Origin of the sequence: Bacterioplanoides pacificum (genome assembly GCF_042648445.1) — a bacterium.
Classification (GTDB): domain Bacteria; phylum Pseudomonadota; class Gammaproteobacteria; order Pseudomonadales; family Oceanobacteraceae; genus Bacterioplanoides; species Bacterioplanoides pacificum.
The window spans coordinates 68,758-85,517 of sequence record NZ_JBHRYB010000008.1; the positions used below are offsets into that span (position 1 = coordinate 68,758).

At 53.1% G+C, this 16,760-nt stretch carries 16 protein-coding genes; 13 read left to right on the top strand and 3 right to left on the bottom strand.

Going from position 1 to position 16,760, the window contains the following annotated elements:
* The first annotated feature begins 75 nt into the window (after positions 1 to 75).
* From hfq to ACFOMG_RS10320, 13 genes are all read left to right on the top strand, one after another.
* Positions 76 to 324 (top strand): RNA chaperone Hfq, encoded by a 249-nt coding sequence (gene hfq / locus ACFOMG_RS10260; RefSeq protein ID WP_376866448.1) that lies wholly within the window; start codon positions 76 to 78, stop codon positions 322 to 324.
* 78 nt (positions 325 to 402) lie between these two features.
* Positions 403 to 1,734 carry a ribosome rescue GTPase HflX gene (hflX, locus tag ACFOMG_RS10265; RefSeq protein WP_376866450.1) on the top strand — a complete coding sequence of 444 codons (1,332 nt, stop codon included), beginning with the start codon at positions 403 to 405 and terminating at the stop codon, positions 1,732 to 1,734.
* Positions 1,735 to 1,876: 142 nt separating this feature from the next.
* Complete coding sequence (gene hflK / locus ACFOMG_RS10270; protein WP_376866452.1) at positions 1,877 to 3,073, top strand: FtsH protease activity modulator HflK; 1,197 nt, start codon at positions 1,877 to 1,879, stop codon at positions 3,071 to 3,073.
* Complete coding sequence (hflC, locus tag ACFOMG_RS10275) at positions 3,073 to 3,942, top strand: protease modulator HflC (protein ID WP_376866453.1); 870 nt, start codon at positions 3,073 to 3,075, stop codon at positions 3,940 to 3,942. Before hflK ends, hflC begins: the two co-directional genes overlap by 1 nt.
* Positions 3,943 to 4,170: 228 nt before the next feature.
* Positions 4,171 to 4,368 (top strand): DUF2065 domain-containing protein, encoded by a 198-nt coding sequence (locus tag ACFOMG_RS10280; RefSeq protein ID WP_376866454.1) that lies wholly within the window; start codon positions 4,171 to 4,173, stop codon positions 4,366 to 4,368.
* Between the two features lie 12 nt (positions 4,369 to 4,380).
* A complete protein-coding gene (locus ACFOMG_RS10285) occupies positions 4,381 to 5,547 on the top strand; it encodes an ATP phosphoribosyltransferase regulatory subunit (protein ID WP_376866455.1) in 1,167 nt (388 codons plus the stop codon).
* A 43-nt stretch (positions 5,548 to 5,590) separates the two neighbouring features.
* Positions 5,591 to 6,883: an adenylosuccinate synthase gene (locus ACFOMG_RS10290; protein WP_376866456.1), complete on the top strand. Its 1,293-nt coding sequence runs from the start codon at positions 5,591 to 5,593 to the stop codon at positions 6,881 to 6,883.
* Positions 6,884 to 6,974: 91 nt separating this feature from the next.
* On the top strand, positions 6,975 to 7,703 hold the full coding sequence (trmB, locus tag ACFOMG_RS10295) for a tRNA (guanine(46)-N(7))-methyltransferase TrmB (RefSeq protein ID WP_376866457.1): 729 nt from the start codon (positions 6,975 to 6,977) through the stop codon (positions 7,701 to 7,703).
* A gap of 325 nt (positions 7,704 to 8,028) precedes the next feature.
* On the top strand, positions 8,029 to 8,523 hold the full coding sequence (locus ACFOMG_RS10300; protein ID WP_376866458.1) for a hypothetical protein: 495 nt from the start codon (positions 8,029 to 8,031) through the stop codon (positions 8,521 to 8,523).
* Entirely contained in the window at positions 8,504 to 9,175 is a 672-nt protein-coding gene (locus tag ACFOMG_RS10305; protein ID WP_376866459.1) for a response regulator transcription factor, read from the top strand. Before ACFOMG_RS10300 ends, ACFOMG_RS10305 begins: the two co-directional genes overlap by 20 nt.
* A gap of 8 nt (positions 9,176 to 9,183) precedes the next feature.
* Complete coding sequence (locus tag ACFOMG_RS10310) at positions 9,184 to 10,539, top strand: ATP-binding protein (RefSeq protein ID WP_376866460.1); 1,356 nt, start codon at positions 9,184 to 9,186, stop codon at positions 10,537 to 10,539.
* 6 nt (positions 10,540 to 10,545) lie between these two features.
* A complete protein-coding gene (locus ACFOMG_RS10315; RefSeq protein WP_376866462.1) occupies positions 10,546 to 10,857 on the top strand; it encodes a Bor family protein in 312 nt (103 codons plus the stop codon).
* The gene (locus ACFOMG_RS10320) at positions 10,854 to 11,183 is read left to right on the top strand and encodes a hypothetical protein (RefSeq protein ID WP_376866463.1); all 330 of its coding nucleotides are present in this window, start codon (positions 10,854 to 10,856) and stop codon (positions 11,181 to 11,183) included. The genes ACFOMG_RS10315 and ACFOMG_RS10320 overlap by 4 nt, the downstream gene beginning before the upstream one ends.
* Positions 11,184 to 11,558: 375 nt before the next feature.
* On the opposite strand, the gene ACFOMG_RS10325 is transcribed toward ACFOMG_RS10320, so the two are convergent.
* From ACFOMG_RS10325 to ACFOMG_RS10335, 3 genes are all read right to left on the bottom strand, one after another.
* Entirely contained in the window at positions 11,559 to 12,626 is a 1,068-nt protein-coding gene (locus ACFOMG_RS10325) for an alkene reductase (protein ID WP_376866464.1), read from the bottom strand.
* 152 nt (positions 12,627 to 12,778) lie between these two features.
* Positions 12,779 to 15,649 carry a hypothetical protein gene (locus ACFOMG_RS10330; RefSeq protein WP_376866466.1) on the bottom strand — a complete coding sequence of 957 codons (2,871 nt, stop codon included), beginning with the start codon at positions 15,647 to 15,649 and terminating at the stop codon, positions 12,779 to 12,781.
* 103 nt (positions 15,650 to 15,752) lie between these two features.
* Positions 15,753 to 16,748 carry an LLM class flavin-dependent oxidoreductase gene (locus ACFOMG_RS10335; protein ID WP_376866467.1) on the bottom strand — a complete coding sequence of 332 codons (996 nt, stop codon included), beginning with the start codon at positions 16,746 to 16,748 and terminating at the stop codon, positions 15,753 to 15,755.
* Positions 16,749 to 16,760: the final 12 nt, after the last annotated feature.

Below are 16,760 nucleotides of genomic sequence, written 5' to 3' on the forward strand. Positions count from 1 at the left end.
TCAGACGGTAATGGGGCATTTTTTTATTCGTCGTCCCCACATTGGACGACCACCTTACATTTTGAGGAGACAACCATGTCAAAAGGGCACTCTTTACAAGACCCTTATCTGAACCAGCTGCGCAAAGAACGTATTCCGGTATCTATTTTCCTGGTAAACGGTATTAAGCTGCAGGGCCAGATTGAATCATTTGACCAGTTCGTAATTCTGTTGAAAAACACCGTAAGCCAGATGGTTTATAAACACGCCATTTCAACTGTTGTACCGTCCCGTAATGTGCGTATGGTGCCGGCGGAAAACGCAGCAGAAACCACTGAAGAGTAATCCGTATCTGTAATTATTCTGTCCGTGCCAACCAGGCCCTGAGTCTCGGGCCTGTTTTAACCAGAGGAAGCGCTGACTTTGTTCTTTGAACGGCCCACTACGAATGCTGAACAAACGCAGGGTAGCGAAACCGCCATACTGGTTCACATCGACTTTCCTGAAGGTGTGAATCGCGAGGATCTGAACGAATTCCGTGAGCTTGTGATTTCTGCCGGTGCCGATCCGCTGGATCTGGTGACCGCTAAACGCACCACGCCGGACCCGAAACATTTTATTGGCCTGGGTAAGGTCGAAGAAATCCGTGAGCTGCTGCAGCTGCATGATTGCCAGCTGGTGATGTTTAATCACGCTTTGTCGCCCAGTCAGGAACGTAACCTGGAAAAGGCGCTGGAATGCCGCGTGCTTGACCGAACCGGTCTGATTCTCGATATTTTCGCCCAGCGGGCGCGCACCCACGAAGGTAAGCTGCAGGTTGAGCTGGCGCAGTTACAGCATCAGTCGACCCGGCTGATTCGTGGCTGGACACACCTGGAGCGTCAGCAGGGCGGGATTGGTTCCCGTGGTGCTGGTGAATCACAGCTGGAAACCGACCGCCGATTGGTGCGGGCGCGGGTGAATCAGATTCATAAACGGCTGGAAAAAGTCCGCGCTCAGCGTAATCAGGGGCGCCGGGCGCGTCAGCGTTCCGCCGTGCCAACGGTTGCGATTGTGGGTTATACCAACGCGGGCAAATCGACTTTATTCAACGCCTTAACCACCTCCGAGGTGTATGCCGCTGACCAGCTATTCGCAACACTGGACCCGACCCTGCGGCGTTATCAGGTGGATGACATCGGTGAGGTGGTGCTGGCCGATACCGTTGGTTTTATCCGCCATTTACCGCACAAGCTGGTGGAAGCGTTTCAGGCAACCTTACAGGAAGCTGCAGACGCCGATTTATTGATCCATGTGATTGACTGTGCGGCTGACGAGCGCGATTCCAATATCGAACAGGTTGAGCTGGTACTGGATGAAATCGATGCCAGTGACGTGCCGCAGTTGCGGGTGTACAACAAAATAGACTTGCTTGAACACGGTGAAGCCCGGATTGATCGCGATGAACAGGGTAATCCTCAGGCGGTATGGTTATCGGCCCGTGAACGCGACGGTTTTGAGCTGCTGAACCAGGCGATGGGGGAGTTGCTGGGTGACGAGCTGTTCGATGAGGATATTCGTCTGCAACCAGCAGAAGCCAAGCTGCGCGCTATTCTGTATGACGCGGGCGCCATTCGTGGTGAGGAATATGCTGATAACGGCGATATGTTGTTACACGTGCGGCTGCAGCGCCAGGACTTTTGCCGCGCACTGGCGCGTGCCGGCATTGCCGAAAGCCGTTTTCTGGCGCAACCCAAAGACCCCTGGCTGGATTAAGCGCCGGCAGCAAACCACGCTTATACCCCGCCGGGATTGACATTCCTTGAAGTTAACAGGCATGTCTATCCTGGCTAAATTGTTTATTATGGGCGGGCGCTGGAGAGCGCTCCCTGAATCGTCTGCCTGACTGGAGAGACCTATGGCCTGGAATGAGCCCGGCGGCAATGGCCCCAAAGATCCCTGGGGTAACAACAACCGCGGTAATAATGACCGAGGTAACAACAATCGCGGTGGTAATCAGCCACCGGATCTGGATGAAGCATTACAACAACTGCTGAAAAAGCTGAACGGCTTATTTGGTGGTAATGGTGGTGGTAATAACCGCAATAATAAGCAGGGCAACGGCGCCGGCGGCATGTTTGGTATCGCTGCCGTTATTGTTGTGGTGATGCTGGTATTTAACTCTGTTTATACCCTGGATGAACAGGAACGGGGTGTGGTACTGCGTTTAGGCGAATACCTGAAAACCGAGCAGCCGGGTCTGCGCTTTAAAATCCCGCTGATTGATCAGGTGATTCCGGTTAACACCACCAAAGTCCGTGAAGCCGAAATCAAAGAGCGGATGTTAACTGAAGACGAAAACATCGTTGAAGTTGAACTGAACACCCAATACCGGGTACTGGATCCGATTGCCTTTGCGCTGCGGGTGGAGTCACCGGAACGTACTATGTTGTCTGCTGCCGAAAGTGCGCTGCGTCATGAAGTGGGCTCTACCGCGATGGACCCGATTCTGACGGTTGGTCGTGCGGAACTGGCGGAAAAAGTAAAACTGCGTCTGCAGGATTATCTGGATCGTTATTCCACCGGTATGGAGCTGACCAACGTCAACATTAAGGATGCGCGCCCGCCGGCTCAGGTGAAAGCAGCATTTGATGACGTGCAGAAGGCCAAGCAGGATAAGGAGCGTTTTATTAACGAAGCGGATTCTTATGCCAACTCGATCGTGCCGGAAGCCCGGGGTCGGGCCCAGCGTCAGCTGGAAGAAGCGCGTGCCTATAAAGAGCGTATTATCGCCCGCGCCGAAGGTGAAGCCGCACGTTTTGAGAACCTGTACAACGAATATCGTAAAGCGCCTGAAGTTACCCGGGAGCGTTTGTATATTGAGACCATCACTGAGGTTTACAATAAAGCCAGCAAAGTCATGGTCGATGTCGATGGTGGTAACAACATGATGTATCTGCCACTGGATCAGATTATTAAGAATATGCCGACACAAGCGGCGACATCCGGCGGTATCTCGGATAACGATATCGCGCGTCTGACTGATCGGGTGCTGAATGAGGTTCGTGCCCGTCAGAATACTTCCAATTCATCTCGTCGTGGGGAGGGCCGCTAATGTCTCCTAAAGCTATGTTAGCTGTCATCGTTATTGGTCTGGGCTTGCTGGTCGCCAGCCAGGGCCTGTACGTGGTGAACGAAACCGAACGTGCCATTAAGCTGCAGTTTGGTGAAGTGGTGGATGCCGATATTGCCCCGGGCCTGCACTGGAAGAGCCCGCTGGTACAAACGGTGAAACGCTTTGATGCCCGTATCCTGACGCTGGATACCAACCCGTCACGTTTTCTGACTGCCGGTAAAAAATACGTCATCGTGGATTCGTTTGCTAAGTGGCGCATTAAAAATGTACGGGCCTTCTATAAGGCGACTTCTGGTGATCGTTTCCAGGCGTCTAATCTGTTAGCCAATCTGGTGAACAAAGGCCTGCGTGATGAAATTGCCGCCCGGTCGTTACACGAAGTGGTGTCCGGGGAGCGTGATGAGCTGATGACCAAGCTGACTGCAGCACTGAATCTGGAAACTCAGGAAGATCTGGGTATCGAGGTGCTCGATGTGCGGGTTAAAGCGGTGGATCTGCCGGAAGATCTGAGTATGTCTGTGTATAACCGGATGTCGGCGGAGCGTGAGAGGGAAGCTCGCGAGCACCGTTCTCAGGGCCGTGAGGTCGCGGAAGGTACCGAAGCGGAAGCGGATCGTAAAAAGACCGTGATCGAAGCAGAAGCCTACCGTGATGCCGAACGCACCAAAGGTGAGGGCGATGCAGAAGCTGCCCGTATTTATGCTAAGGCATACAATAAAGACCCTGAGTTTTATGCCTTTACCCGTAGCCTGAAGGCGTATGAGGAAACGTTTAAACCAAACGACGTCATTATGCTGAAGCCTGACAGCGACTTCTTCCGTTATATGAAAGACGCACAGGGTAAATAAACCTTAAGCGGGTTACCGAGCCGGGATAGTGCAAACTATTCCGGCTTTTTTATGGCCAGCTAGAACCCGGGGTTATATCCAGTACTGGTATTCTTACTCATTGACTTAATCGTCAGAGAATCAAATGAATTCTGAGTAAATCATGTTCATTACCGGATGGCTTTGATAGAATCCTGCAACCGGGCCATACGCCCGGTTTTTTTGTGCGGTTTTAAAGGGTCAACAGCCATGCAGGCGGACTTCTGGCGAGAAATTGCAATCGCTGTTTGCCTGGTGTTTATCCTTGAGGGGGCGTTACCGTTTCTGTACCCCGCCCGCTGGCGTCAGCTGGTACAACAGCTGTCTCAGGTGGATGACCACACGATGCGAATGACTGGCCTGTTCAGCATGTTGCTGGGGCTGGGGCTTCTCTATCTGATCAACTGATAAGGCAGAATCATGATGCGCGCTGACCGTTGGCTGTTGCCGGATGGTATTGAAGAAGTGCTGCCGCCAGAGGCGCGGCAAATCGAGGTATTACGTCGGCACCTGCTCGATTTGCTCGATCATTGGGGTTACGACATGGTGATCCCGCCGGCACTGGAGTATCTGGATTCGCTGTTAACCGGCACCGGTAAAGATCTCGACCTGCGCACCTTTAAAGTAACCGACCAGCTGTCTGGCCGGATGATGGGCCTGAGTGCCGATACCACGCCGCAGGTTGCACGTATTGATGCACACAGCCTAGCGCCGGAAGGCGTCAGCCGGCTGGCGTATTGCCGTACGGTGTTTCATGCCAAAGCGCCATCGTTGCTGGCCAGCCGCACTCCGACTCAGATTGGCGCGGAGTTGTACGGTGAAGCCGGTGTGGCAGCCGATGTGGAAATCATCAGCCTGATGGTGGCGATGATCAACAAAGCCGGTATTAAACAGATTCATCTGGATCTGGGACACGTCGGTGTGTTCCGTGCACTGGCTGATAAAGCCGGCATCAGTGCCGAACAACAGGCGGAATTATTTGCCCTGCTGAAGCTCAAATGTGCCTCCGATCTGGATGCCTGGGCTGATCGTGAACTGAACGATCCCAGCCTGTGTGAAGCCTTTAAACTGCTGACCCGGTTGCAGGGCGACCGCAAGCTGCTGGACGAATCCATTGCTCGTCTGGCGCAGCTGGTTCCGGAAACCTCGGCCGAACTGCAGCATATTCAGCAGGTTACCGATCAGCTGGCAATGCGTTTCCCGCGTACGCCATTCTATTTTGATTTAACCGAGCTGCGTGGTTACGACTACCATACAGGTCTGGTGTTTGCGGCCTATGTTCCGGGTTATGGTGATGCCATTGCCCAGGGCGGTCGTTACGATGAAACCGGTGCGGTCTTTGGCCGAGCCCGCCCGGCAACCGGCTTCAGTGCCGATCTGAAAGTGCTGTCGCGCTTTGGTTCGGTCGCTGCCGATACAAAACAAACGGTTGTAGCCCCGGGTAATGATGACCCGCAGTTGTGGGCCAAAGTTCAGCAATTACGGGAGCAGGGCTACCGTGTGCTGGTGCAACTGAACGCAGAAACGATCCCGGCGGATCAGACTCTGCAACTCCTGGATGGCCAGTGGCAACTGGTCGAAGCTTAATGGTTGGTTCTGAACTGACCCGCATAGAGTGATTGATACCGAGATGGGCAAAAGCGTTGTTGTTCTGGGCACCCAGTGGGGTGACGAAGGTAAAGGTAAAATTGTTGACCTGCTGACGGAAAAAGCCGCCGCGGTTGTACGGTTTCAGGGTGGCCACAATGCTGGTCATACACTGGTGATTGACGGTGAAAAAACCGCCCTGCACCTGATTCCTTCCGGCATTCTGCGTGATGGTGTGCAGTGTGTGATTGGTAACGGTGTGGTACTGGCTCCGGATGCGCTGCTGAAAGAAATGCGCGCTCTGGAGGACCGTGGAGTACCGGTAAAAGAGCGTCTGCGCATTTCCCATGCCTGTCCGCTGATTCTGCCGTATCACGTGGCACTGGATCAGGCACGTGAAATCAAACGCGGTAATGCCAAAATCGGTACCACCGGTCGTGGTATTGGCCCGGCGTATGAAGATAAGGTTTCCCGTCGTGGTCTGCGTGTTGACGATATGTACCAGCCGGAGTTTGCCGACAAACTGAAAGAAGTGATGGAATACCATAACTTCTCACTGAAAAATTATTATGGTGTCGATGAAGTCGACTACCAGGAAACCCTGGCCGCTTGTAACGAGTGGGCTGCGGCGATCAAAGATATCGTGGTCGACGCCGTCGACCTGGTACACACCGTGCGCGAAAACGGTGGCGATATTATGTTTGAAGGTGCGCAGGGCACTTTGCTGGATATCGATCACGGAACATACCCATACGTAACATCGTCGAACACCACCGCCGGTGGTGTGGCAACGGGTTCCGGTGTGGGTCCGTTGTATCTGGATCAGATTCTGGGGATTACCAAAGCGTACACCACCCGTGTGGGTTCTGGCCCGTTCCCGACCGAGCTGTTTGACGAGGTTGGTAAACACCTGGCTGATGTGGGTAAAGAAAAAGGCACCACGACTGGCCGTGACCGTCGTTGTGGCTGGTTTGATGCCATGCTGGTGAAACATGCTATCCGGGTTAACTCGATCAACACCATTTGTCTGACCAAGCTGGACGTGCTGGACGGCCTGGAAACCATTAAGGTGTGTGTGGGTTACGAAGATGAAAATGGCAATGCTCTGAAAGTGCCTGCTTCGGCTGACCAGTTTGAGAAAGTAACACCGGTTTATAAAGAGCTGCCGGGCTGGACTGAATCAACCTTCGGTGCGAAGAGCATTGATGATCTGCCGGAAAATGCCCGCGCTTACATTCGTTTTGTTGAACAGGCCATTGGTGCTCCGATTGATATCATTTCTACCGGCCCGGACCGGGTCGAGACGATTGTTCTGCGCCACAGCTTTGAGCTGTAACAGCAAGGAACGATCTTAGTGACGTTCCTTCCGACATTAAAAAGCCGCCTGTTGGCGGTTTTTTCATATCTGAATTCTGCAACCGAGTGTTATGTCTGACATGTCATCGCCCAATAACGCCCGTACCGATTCCCGAACCGTAGAAACCAATCAGCAAGGTTTGCATGAGCGGCTTGAGGCAATTGTGGCCAAACACCTGGCGGGCCCGTTCCGTAAGCCTTATCACGATGCCACACTGGAGGCCTTTTACCGGGTAAAAGCGGCATGGCAGGCTGATGGCCGGCCACTGATTCTCGATTCCTGCTGTGGTGTCGGAGAAAGCACAGTGAATCTGGCGGAACGTCATCCGGATGGCTTTGTTGTCGGGCTGGATAAATCCGGTTGCCGCATTGATAAACACGACAGTTATCGTCGTGAGGCCGATAATTATCTGTTAGCACGGGTCGACTTAAACGACTTCTGGCGCTTAGCGGTCGCCGATGGCTGGCGTCCGGCTTACCATTATATTCTGTACCCGAACCCCTGGCCGAAGGCGACTCATATCAAGCGTCGCTGGCACGGCGCGGCGGTGTTTCCGTATTTGCTGATGTTGGGGGGACAGTTGCAACTGCGCTCTAATTTTCCGTTGTATTTGCAGGAATTTCAGCAGGCGCTGGCGGTGGCGGGTCTGCAGGCAGAATATTCACCACTGAACTTTGATGGCCGGGACATGACGCCGTTTGAGCGCAAGTACCGCCTCAGCGGTCAACCGTTATTCCGGCTGGATGCGGATCTGAATGGTTTCAGCCTGCCCTGGCAGGCCGGGCTGCAGTTGCCCTGAGTTACCAGAGACTGATCACTGATTGCTAACCACACGGCTCGATTGGCTGTTGGATTGAGGTGACGCTGTTACCTGAACCGCTGAGTTTAACTTAGCGTTTTGCTTCAGGTTGTTTCTGAGTTGCTGGCGGGTGTACTGCTGAACTTCCAGTAGATTTTCGTAATATGCCATTGTTAAACCTCACTGAGCCTGTGATTGGAGCGGTTTTTCCATAAAACCCGGGCCAGTGTAATGGCCCTGCCTGAACCAAGTCTGAATGGTAATTTCAGTCGGGGTTCATTTAAATCGGTTACCATAAGTGCATCTTGGTTTTGAGCAAATACTTGTGTGGTACCGGATTAATCAACTGTTTTCTGTATTAGCACTGTGTCGCTGCCCTGGCGTGTTCGGGCTGGTGCTGCTGGCCAGTGTATGTTGCCAGGCAGAGGACAACAACAGCTGGGTCGAGGAAAAAATTAATCCCTCAACCGAATGGCTGGAAGAAACCGTGAATCCGGTGACCCGCTGGATGGAGCGGCGTATTCACACCCCGGTGCAACCGCAGCCGGTGCTGGATGATGTGCCTGTGCCCGGTCAGATTCCTGCTGAACTGATAGCCCCGCAAGAAGCTGCCCGGCTGTTATTGTTGTTATTTTCCGGCGATGTATTACAAATCCGTTTATTAGCAACCCAGCCCAACGCCTACAGTATCAAGCTGCTATCGGACAGCGGCACAATTTCAACTTTTTATATGGATGCCCGCGACGGCACCTTACTGGAACAGCTTCCACCGCTGGAAGCCATGCCTGAGGATAGCTCTGATGAAAATTCTGATCGTTGAAGATGACCAGCAGCTGCGGCAGCAGATTGCTCAGCAGCTGGAACAGCTGGGTTTCAGTTGTCAGCAGGCCGCTGATGGGATGGAGGGCTATTTTCATGCCAGTGAATATCCGTTTGACCTGGCTGTGATTGATCTGGGGTTGCCACGGATTGACGGCATTGAGCTGATTAAACGTTTACGTACAGACGGCTGTTGTTTTCCGGTATTAATTCTGACCGCCCGGGACGGCTGGAAATCCCGGGTCGAAGGGCTGGATGCCGGTGCCGATGATTATATGGAAAAACCGTTTCATATTGAGGAGCTGGCCGCCCGCTGCCGGGCGTTATTGCGCCGTGCTACCGGTAATAGCAATGTGCTGCAGGCCGGGCCGCTGGCGCTGGAACTGAATACCCAGCGGGTGACGCTGGACGGTAATGAAATGGATCTGACGGCGTTTGAATATAAGATTCTGGAATACATGTTACGTCGTCAGGGAGAGGTGATTTCGAAAACGGTATTAACCGATTACCTCTACGATCAGGATTTTGAACGCGACAGTAATGTGATCGAAGTGCTGATTGGCCGGTTGCGTAAAAAACTGGCGGTGTGCCAGGAGTTTGCTCCTATTGTTACCCTGCGTGGACGGGGTTATCAGTTTCAGAAGCAGGGATAACTGAGCGGATGCTGAATTCCCTGATCGGGCGACTGATGACGTTTTCGACGCTGGCATTATTGCTGCTCACCAGTGGTCTGGGACTGCTGCTGGAGCGGTCGTTTTACGCGTCGCAGTTACGGGGAATGCAGCAGCATCTGAAGTTGCACAGTTATTCGATTTTATCGCTGGCTGAGTTTCAGCATAACCAGTTATATCTGCCGGTTTTTATGCAGGAGCGGCGGTTTAATCAGCCGGGCTCCGGCTTATATGCGCAGGTGATTGACCAGCAGTTTAATGTGCACTGGTCGTCGTTGTCGGCGCGTCAGTTACCGGTATCGGATATCAGCTGGGCCAGACAGGGGGAGTGGTTATATTCCACCGTACAACGCGGCGATGATTTATTTTTATTGGCACGTTTTGGTGTCAGCTGGTCCCAGGCTGGTAAACCCGGGCCGGTATTTAATGTGTTGTTGATGGATAGTCTCGCCGGGGTGCAGCAACAGGTTGCTGAATACCGTAAGACGTTGATAGGGTTGTTAGTTGGTCTGGCAGTATTTATCTTATTGGTGCAATATCTGATACTGCGCTGGGGGTTAAGGCCGTTACGCCAGGTCAGTAATGAGTTAGGCAAAGTCCAGCACGGTGAACAGGCTGAGCTGGATGGTGACTATCCCAGAGAATTGCAGCCGCTGACGTCAAACCTGAACCATTTGTTGCTTTCAGAGCGCAGTCAGCGTGAGCGTTATCGTAATACCATGGCTGACTTATCTCACAGCCTGAAAACCCCGCTGGCGGTGATGACGGGTATTGTGCGTGCCGGGCAGCAGCAACAGAATACCGCAGAGCTGAATGAACTGAGTTACCAGCTGGATAAAATGGCGTCGACCATTGCTTATCAGCTGAAACGTTCGGCCAGTCAGTCATCGCAGGTGAGTATTCAGCGTTTACCTGTGTTGCCATTATTGCAGTCGGTGTGTTCCGCGATGGATAAAGTGTATGCCCATAAGGCCATGCAGATTCATCTGGATGTGGATGACAGTACCGAATTTCGCGGTGATGAAAATGATCTGCTGGAAGTAATCGGGAACCTGATTGATAACGCCTGCAAATACGGCCGCAGCACGGTTGAAATTGCAGCGTACAATGATAGCGGCGGATTTATTCTGAACGTTTGTGATGATGGTCCGGGAATTCCGGCAGAAAAAATAGACACGGTATTACAACGCGGTCAGCGGCTGGATACGGTGGAAGCAGGCCAGGGGCTGGGCCTGGCATTAGTAAAAGAAATAACCGATGTCTATCGGGCAGAATTAATGATTGAACAATCACCACTTGGAGGAGCCTGCTTCCGGATTGAATTTCCGTTCTCAGTCAGCAGGTAGAGGTTTATGGCTAAAACAATAATCAGGCTTACGGCGGGGACTGCGTTGCTGATCTGTGTGACGGCCTGCTCCAGCGTTACAATTCGCCCCTACGGCGGTGAAAAAGATACTTCCCGGGCAACCTACCAGAGCAGTAAAGATTATTATTGGTGGGGACTAAAAAATGATTACACCATTAATACCAGCGAGATCTGTGGTAAACGCCGGGTGATGCAAATGCAGTCGGTCAGCACGTTATCAGACTGGTTGCTGCAAACGGTGACGATCGGAATTTATTTCCCGCGAACGGCCAAAGTCTGGTGTGAGGAAAAAGAATGAAACTGCTGTTCACAAGCCTGGCCGTGCTGCTGCTCAGTGGCTGTGCGACAATGACCTTTACTCAGGATATTGAGCGGCCGCTGCAGGAGGAAAAAATCCAGCATTGGCATAACACGGTATTAAACGGCATGATCGAAGTCAGTGAGCCAGCGAATCTGTATCAGGACTGCCGGGGAAAACCGTGGCAAGCAGCCGAGGTGGAATTCCGGCTGAAAAATGGTGTGGTGGGTGGTATCGCCAATGCAGCAATTGAGGCGGTGTTATTTTCCACCACACTGCTGGCTTTTTATTCCCCCTGGAACGTCGAAATTCAGTGCAGCCGATAACCCGGGAAGCACTGGTAATCACATTATCGGCATAATATAAATAATGCTGTCAGCCCACAGCAGCTTTCCACTTCACGTTAGGCATCTCAGGCTGCTGAGATGCTCTTCGGTCAGAAAAGCCAGATAACTGTTCAGCTGACCTTTGGCGTCAAACAGTGAATAACCTGCGCTTACAATCAGAACGTTCATCACCTGTCAGATACGTTGCATAATCTGGTTTAACGGTAAGCGTGATTTTACCAGGCGGGCATTGTGTGGAAATTAATTACCTCGTAGAGCGCTACAACGACAATGCCTACACTCAGCACAACCGTAACCTGCCGGATAAAAAATGCCTGAATACTCAGGCATTTTTTAGTTTCCGATAGCGAGAAGTTAACGACTTAATACCGGGTAATCGGTATAGCCTTCTGGCCCCGGAGTATAAAAGGTATCCGGGTTGGCTTCATTTAATTCTGCATTTTGCTGAAAGCGCTCAACCAAATCCGGGTTGGCAATAAAGGGTACGCCAAAGGCAACGGCATCCGTTTGCTGGCTGGCAATACTGCTGTCTGCTTCATCACGGCTGTAGCCCATATTTGTGATCAGGTTACCGTTATAAGTTTCACGTGCCGGAGTGACCACATCGCCGGTTTGCAGGCCAAAGAAATCGGCGCGCATCAGATGCCAGTAGGCCAGCTTAAAGCGATTGAACTGCTCGCCTAACCAGCGGGTCATCGCCACCGGATCACTGTCCTTCATGCTGTTGTAACTGTTCAGTGGCGAGGTTCTGACTCCGACCCGTGTGCTGCCCCATACTTCTGTCACAGCTTCAATGACTTCGAATAATAAACGCGCCCGATTCTCCAGAGAACCACCGTAACGGCCGCTGCGTTGGTTACTGCCATCACGCAGAAAAGCATCCAGCAGGTAGCCGTTGGCTGCATGGACTTCAACGCCATCGAAGTCGGCCTGTTTGGCATTTTCAGCCGCCTGACGAAAACCGGCAATGATGTCCGGAATTTCAGCGTCGTCTAACGCTCGCGGCACGGTGTACGGTTTTTTACCTTGCGGCGTGTGTACTTCATCGTCAATGGCAATCGCGCTGGGGGCGACCGGCTGTGCTCCATCGTTCAGATCCGGGTGACAGGCGCGGCCGCCGTGCCACAATTGCAAAACAATTCGGCCTCCTCTGGCATGCACGGCATCAGTTACTTTTTTCCAGCCAGCGATTTGTTCGGCGGAATAAATACCGGGTTCATTCATAAACGCAGACTGGCCGGCCATCGCCATGGTGGCTTCGGCGATTAATAATCCGGCGCTGGCGCGCTGGGCGTAATATTCCGCCATCATGTCGCCGGGGATATGACCGGCTTCGGCCCGCGCCCGGGTCAGTGGTGCCATAATAATTCGGTTCGGGAGTTCGATATCTCCCAGTGTGATCGGAGTTAATACATCAGCCATTCGTAGGCTCCTGCAGGATTGTTGTTGACGGTATTCAATGTATGAACGCTGATAGGCCGCAACAAGCGCTGCTTATTGCAACGCAGCATCATAGTGACAACAACAATCCCCGGTTGCCGGTAACTGGCGGCAACCGGGACAAACACCACCACTCAGAACTGATAACCAACCGTCAGATACACTTCGTCTTTACCGGCGTGCTGATCGAAGCCGTGGGCATACCCCAGCCGAACCGGCAGTGGCATAGCGTAAAACACCACCAGATCGGTACTGAGCTCCACCCCGGCCGACGTGAGGTAATCGCTTGACTGACCTTCCTGCCAGGCGGCGCCATGATCGATAAACAGATTGGCCCCGACATTCCCCAGGCCGACCGGCAAGACCCCCAGGTTACGTTCGATGCTGCTGAGCTGGGTACGCCATTCCAGCGTATTCACGTTCAGCCGGGTACCGGCACGGACGGCATCGTCATAACCGCGTAATGCCCAGCTGTCGCGCCCGAATAAGGTGTCGCTGAACTGCAGGTCGTTGCCGCCCAGAGTAAAGGGTTTTGATTGTCCGGAGGCATAGGCATTGGCGGTGTTAAACGCCAGCACACTGGAACCGGGCAGATCGGCGTAGGCACTCCAGTTAAGGTTGATGACTTCGCCGTCGTAATCGCTGTCGATAACATTATTGGTTTCCCAGATCAGCGCCGCGTTGTGACCCCAGCTGTAGCCTGGTGTGTTGAGGTACGCTTCGGCATTGGAAAAGTCCAGCCGGGCGCCGAATAAGCCTTCTTTTGTGGCCGGCAGCATTTGTACATAGGCCGGGTTATCGTTGTTGCCCGTCAGGTCTTTTTCCTGATCGCTGTGAATACCAACACTGAATTGCAGGCGGTTTTCGAACGCGTGCAACAGATTAATTCGGGCCAGTTCCAGCACGTCCGAGCGGCGGATCTGCAGCCGTTGTTCGCCGTTGATATCGTGTTCGCGATAGCTGTGCTCGCGCAGGGCACTGAACTGCCATTTATTGTCATAAAAATATTGCAGCGAGCCTGCGTTTAAATCGTTATCGAAATCGTAGCTGTAAGATGCAATATAGCTGTGACGTAACAACGCATCGGCGCCATCAATCGCTGCGCCAGCCAGGGTGGCGTGATCATCTCCGCCAAATAATGGCATCCAGCGGGTCGGGCTCAGGGTTGGCCAGGGGCTGTAATCCCGGCCCTCAGAGTGGCTGACCGGTTGCTGATACGGATCCGGATAGTTGTACTGGCCCTGGGTTTCATCAAGCGCGAATTGTGCGACCGGCTGGCCGGGTTTTATCAGGCTGTGCTGATAACCCCGGGCGTTGTAATTCTGGATAAATACCTTGCCGTCAACCCACTGCGGGGCCAGCGCACCGCCCATTAAATGACTCAGCTGAGTAACCTGGCGGCTGTTTAAATCGAGCTGGTAAATGTTATAAGTCTGATCATAATCGGCGGCGTAAATCAGTGTATGCGGGTTGATAAACTGCGGGCCGGTTTCGATGGCTTTGCTGTTTGTCAGCGCCTGCCACTGGCCAGTGGTGATATCAAATAACTCCAGATTCCAGCCCTGATTTTTTCGTTTTACCGTCGCAACCAGAGTTTTACCATCCGCTGCCACTGTGTATTCGCCTAATACATCGTCCAGGCTGCCTTGCCATAAGGTGCGCAATAATTCGCCGTTTTCACTTAACAGATCGAGCTGACTGATACCGTCCTGCAGGCGTTTGGCGATCAGTCGCTGGGGCTGGTTCAACCCCGCGTTTAACCACTGCACCTCGCGGTAGCGGCTGGCTTCAGTCAGACGTTTTTCGCGGCCGTTTTCGAGTGTGAATATATCCGACCAGAAACGGCCATCGGCGCGGCTGGTTAAACGTGTATACAGCAGCTGACCACGCGGGTTAACCGCCAGACTGGTGGCTCCCTGAAGCTGAGCCAGGGTTTGTTGTTTGCCGTCGGGCGAGATTCTGACAATGGCCTGGCGGTCGTCGCCGTTACGGCGCAGATAATAATAATTACGGCCGTCAGAGGCGCTGGCATCGAGGGTATAACCTTCGTTACTGACGGTTTGTAAGGCGGTGGTGTCCTGCGCGCTGAGGGCGGTGATCTGGGGCTCAAATTTCTGTTCTAACCAGCCTTTAAATTCGTTCCATAATGCCGGGTAACTTTTGCCGTAGACCTTTTTTACATCCGGGTTAAGAAATACAAACGGCACGATATTGCGTGAGTACAGCGCCATATACTGGCGCAGTTTCTCTTCACCATAGGTTTCCGTCAGGAACTGGTAATAATAAGCACCGTACAGATAATGTTTACCCAGCGGCCAGTCGCGCAGGCTGATGGTCACCTGATTGAGATCATCAATGCCGTTTAATACCTCCATACGCATCTGCATATCGTAACCTTTGCTCTGACCACGACCGAGACCCAGCTGATGATCTGTTTCGGTATATACCGCCAGGCCTTCGATTAAAAAGCCGGGCTGATAAGCATGTGGGAAGGTCAGTGGGTTGCGGCCCAGTACTTTTCTGACGCTCGCCGGAAATCCCCGAGCCATGTCCAGGTGAATAATATGGGTCAGTTCATGGGTGATCAGCAGGTTAAGCCAGTCGTCATAGGCTTCCAGTGTGGTTCCGCCATCCGGCGGACTGAGAAATACCCGTATCTGATTAAACGGGTCCGGGGTTGCCCAGCCATTCGATGCATCAAAGTCGTCGGTTAACACCATCTGGATTTTATCCTGTGGCGTCCAGCCCAGCCGTTGGGTCAGCAGCGGCCACTGAGTTTCGGCAATGGTGGCCGCCCGTTGTGCCTGCGGCTGGTGCTGGCTGAGAAAATGAACCGCAAAGTGATCGGTTTCCAGTGTTTTCCATTCCTCACCCGGCAATACCCAGGCCACAGCGCCTTCGTTGTTGGCCGACACGATGGCCGGCGCTAAGGCCAGGGCTAGCGCCAGGCCGGTGTAACGGATAACACGACTTAATAAACGCAGGCTGTTGTGTAAACAGGCCATAGGTAACCTCAGGTCAGCAATCAAACATTGAATCGGGTCGCAGTTTAAATGGGCCGGATTAATCGGGTTTTAACTGTTACGGCGTCTTTTATTCAGACAGCGTTCAGCTTTTTAATTGTTGTAGCAAGGATAACGCATGCAAACGCTGCTGTTCATCGTAAATATCGTTGGTAAACATCAGTTCCTGCACGGGCAGGCTGTCAATCAGCCGTGCCAGTTTGGATTGTACTGTGGCCGGGCCACCGGTCACGGCTAAGCCGAGAAAGGCATCGATCTGTAACTGTTCCATCGGGCTGCAGATCGCAGTCATCGATTCAACCGGTGGCGGCAAATACAGCGGCTGACCTTTCAGCAACGACAGCACCCGCTGTTGCGAGCTGGTGCTGAGGTATTGAGCTTCGTCATCGCTGTCGGCCAGAATTAATGGCAGGCACAGAATAGCGTACGGCTCCTTCATGCCCGGCGAAGGCTGGAAATTTTGCTGATAGAGTGCGAGAGCCTCACGGGCTAACTTCGGTGCAAAATGGCCGGCAAAGGCGTAGGGCAAACCACGTTGTGCCGCCAGCTGGGCGCTGAATAAACTGGAGCCCAGCAACCAGATATCCACCTGACTGTCGGCGCCGGGGTAAGCGCGCACCCGTTTTTCAGCATTTGCCGGGCCTAGCAGGGCTTGCAGTTCAGCCACTTCCTCCGGGAAGCGCTCGGCACGCATATCATCACGCCGTAATGCCCGGCTGGTAATGGGATCAGTGCCGGGGGCACGGCCCAAACCGAGGTCGATACGGCCGGGAAATAAACAATCCAGCGTGCCGAACTGTTCTGCCACGATTAACGGCGCATGGTTGGGCAACATAATGCCGCCGGAACCCACCCGGATACGTTCAGTGTGTGCCGCCACCTGGCCGATTAATACGGCGGTGGCACTGCTGGCGATACCGTCCATATTGTGATGTTCCGCCAGCCAGAAACGGTTAACACCGAGCTGATCCGCATGTTGAGCGTAACGCAGCATACGTTGCAGGGTTGCGCTGATGTTGCTGCCGCTGGGAACGGAGGCCAGATCCAGCAGCGAGAAAGGAATATCGGTCAGAGTCGCCATTATTTATCACCA

Bases quoted from the DNA above. Each gene is read 5' to 3' on its own strand.
- hfq (WP_376866448.1), top strand. From the start codon at position 76: ATGTCAAAAGGGCACTCTTTACAAGACCCTTATCTGAACCAGCTGCGC.
- hflK (WP_376866452.1), top strand. From the start codon at position 1,877: ATGGCCTGGAATGAGCCCGGCGGCAATGGCCCCAAAGATCCCTGGGGT.
- hflC (WP_376866453.1), top strand. From the start codon at position 3,073: ATGTCTCCTAAAGCTATGTTAGCTGTCATCGTTATTGGTCTGGGCTTG.
- ACFOMG_RS10280 (WP_376866454.1), top strand. From the start codon at position 4,171: ATGCAGGCGGACTTCTGGCGAGAAATTGCAATCGCTGTTTGCCTGGTG.
- ACFOMG_RS10285 (WP_376866455.1), top strand. From the start codon at position 4,381: ATGATGCGCGCTGACCGTTGGCTGTTGCCGGATGGTATTGAAGAAGTG.
- ACFOMG_RS10290 (WP_376866456.1), top strand. From the start codon at position 5,591: ATGGGCAAAAGCGTTGTTGTTCTGGGCACCCAGTGGGGTGACGAAGGT.
- trmB (WP_376866457.1), top strand. From the start codon at position 6,975: ATGTCTGACATGTCATCGCCCAATAACGCCCGTACCGATTCCCGAACC.
- ACFOMG_RS10305 (WP_376866459.1), top strand. From the start codon at position 8,504: ATGAAAATTCTGATCGTTGAAGATGACCAGCAGCTGCGGCAGCAGATT.
- ACFOMG_RS10310 (WP_376866460.1), top strand. From the start codon at position 9,184: ATGCTGAATTCCCTGATCGGGCGACTGATGACGTTTTCGACGCTGGCA.
- ACFOMG_RS10315 (WP_376866462.1), top strand. From the start codon at position 10,546: ATGGCTAAAACAATAATCAGGCTTACGGCGGGGACTGCGTTGCTGATC.
- ACFOMG_RS10320 (WP_376866463.1), top strand. From the start codon at position 10,854: ATGAAACTGCTGTTCACAAGCCTGGCCGTGCTGCTGCTCAGTGGCTGT.
- ACFOMG_RS10325 (WP_376866464.1), bottom strand. From the start codon at position 12,626: ATGGCTGATGTATTAACTCCGATCACACTGGGAGATATCGAACTCCCG.
- ACFOMG_RS10330 (WP_376866466.1), bottom strand. From the start codon at position 15,649: ATGGCCTGTTTACACAACAGCCTGCGTTTATTAAGTCGTGTTATCCGT.
- ACFOMG_RS10335 (WP_376866467.1), bottom strand. From the start codon at position 16,748: ATGGCGACTCTGACCGATATTCCTTTCTCGCTGCTGGATCTGGCCTCC.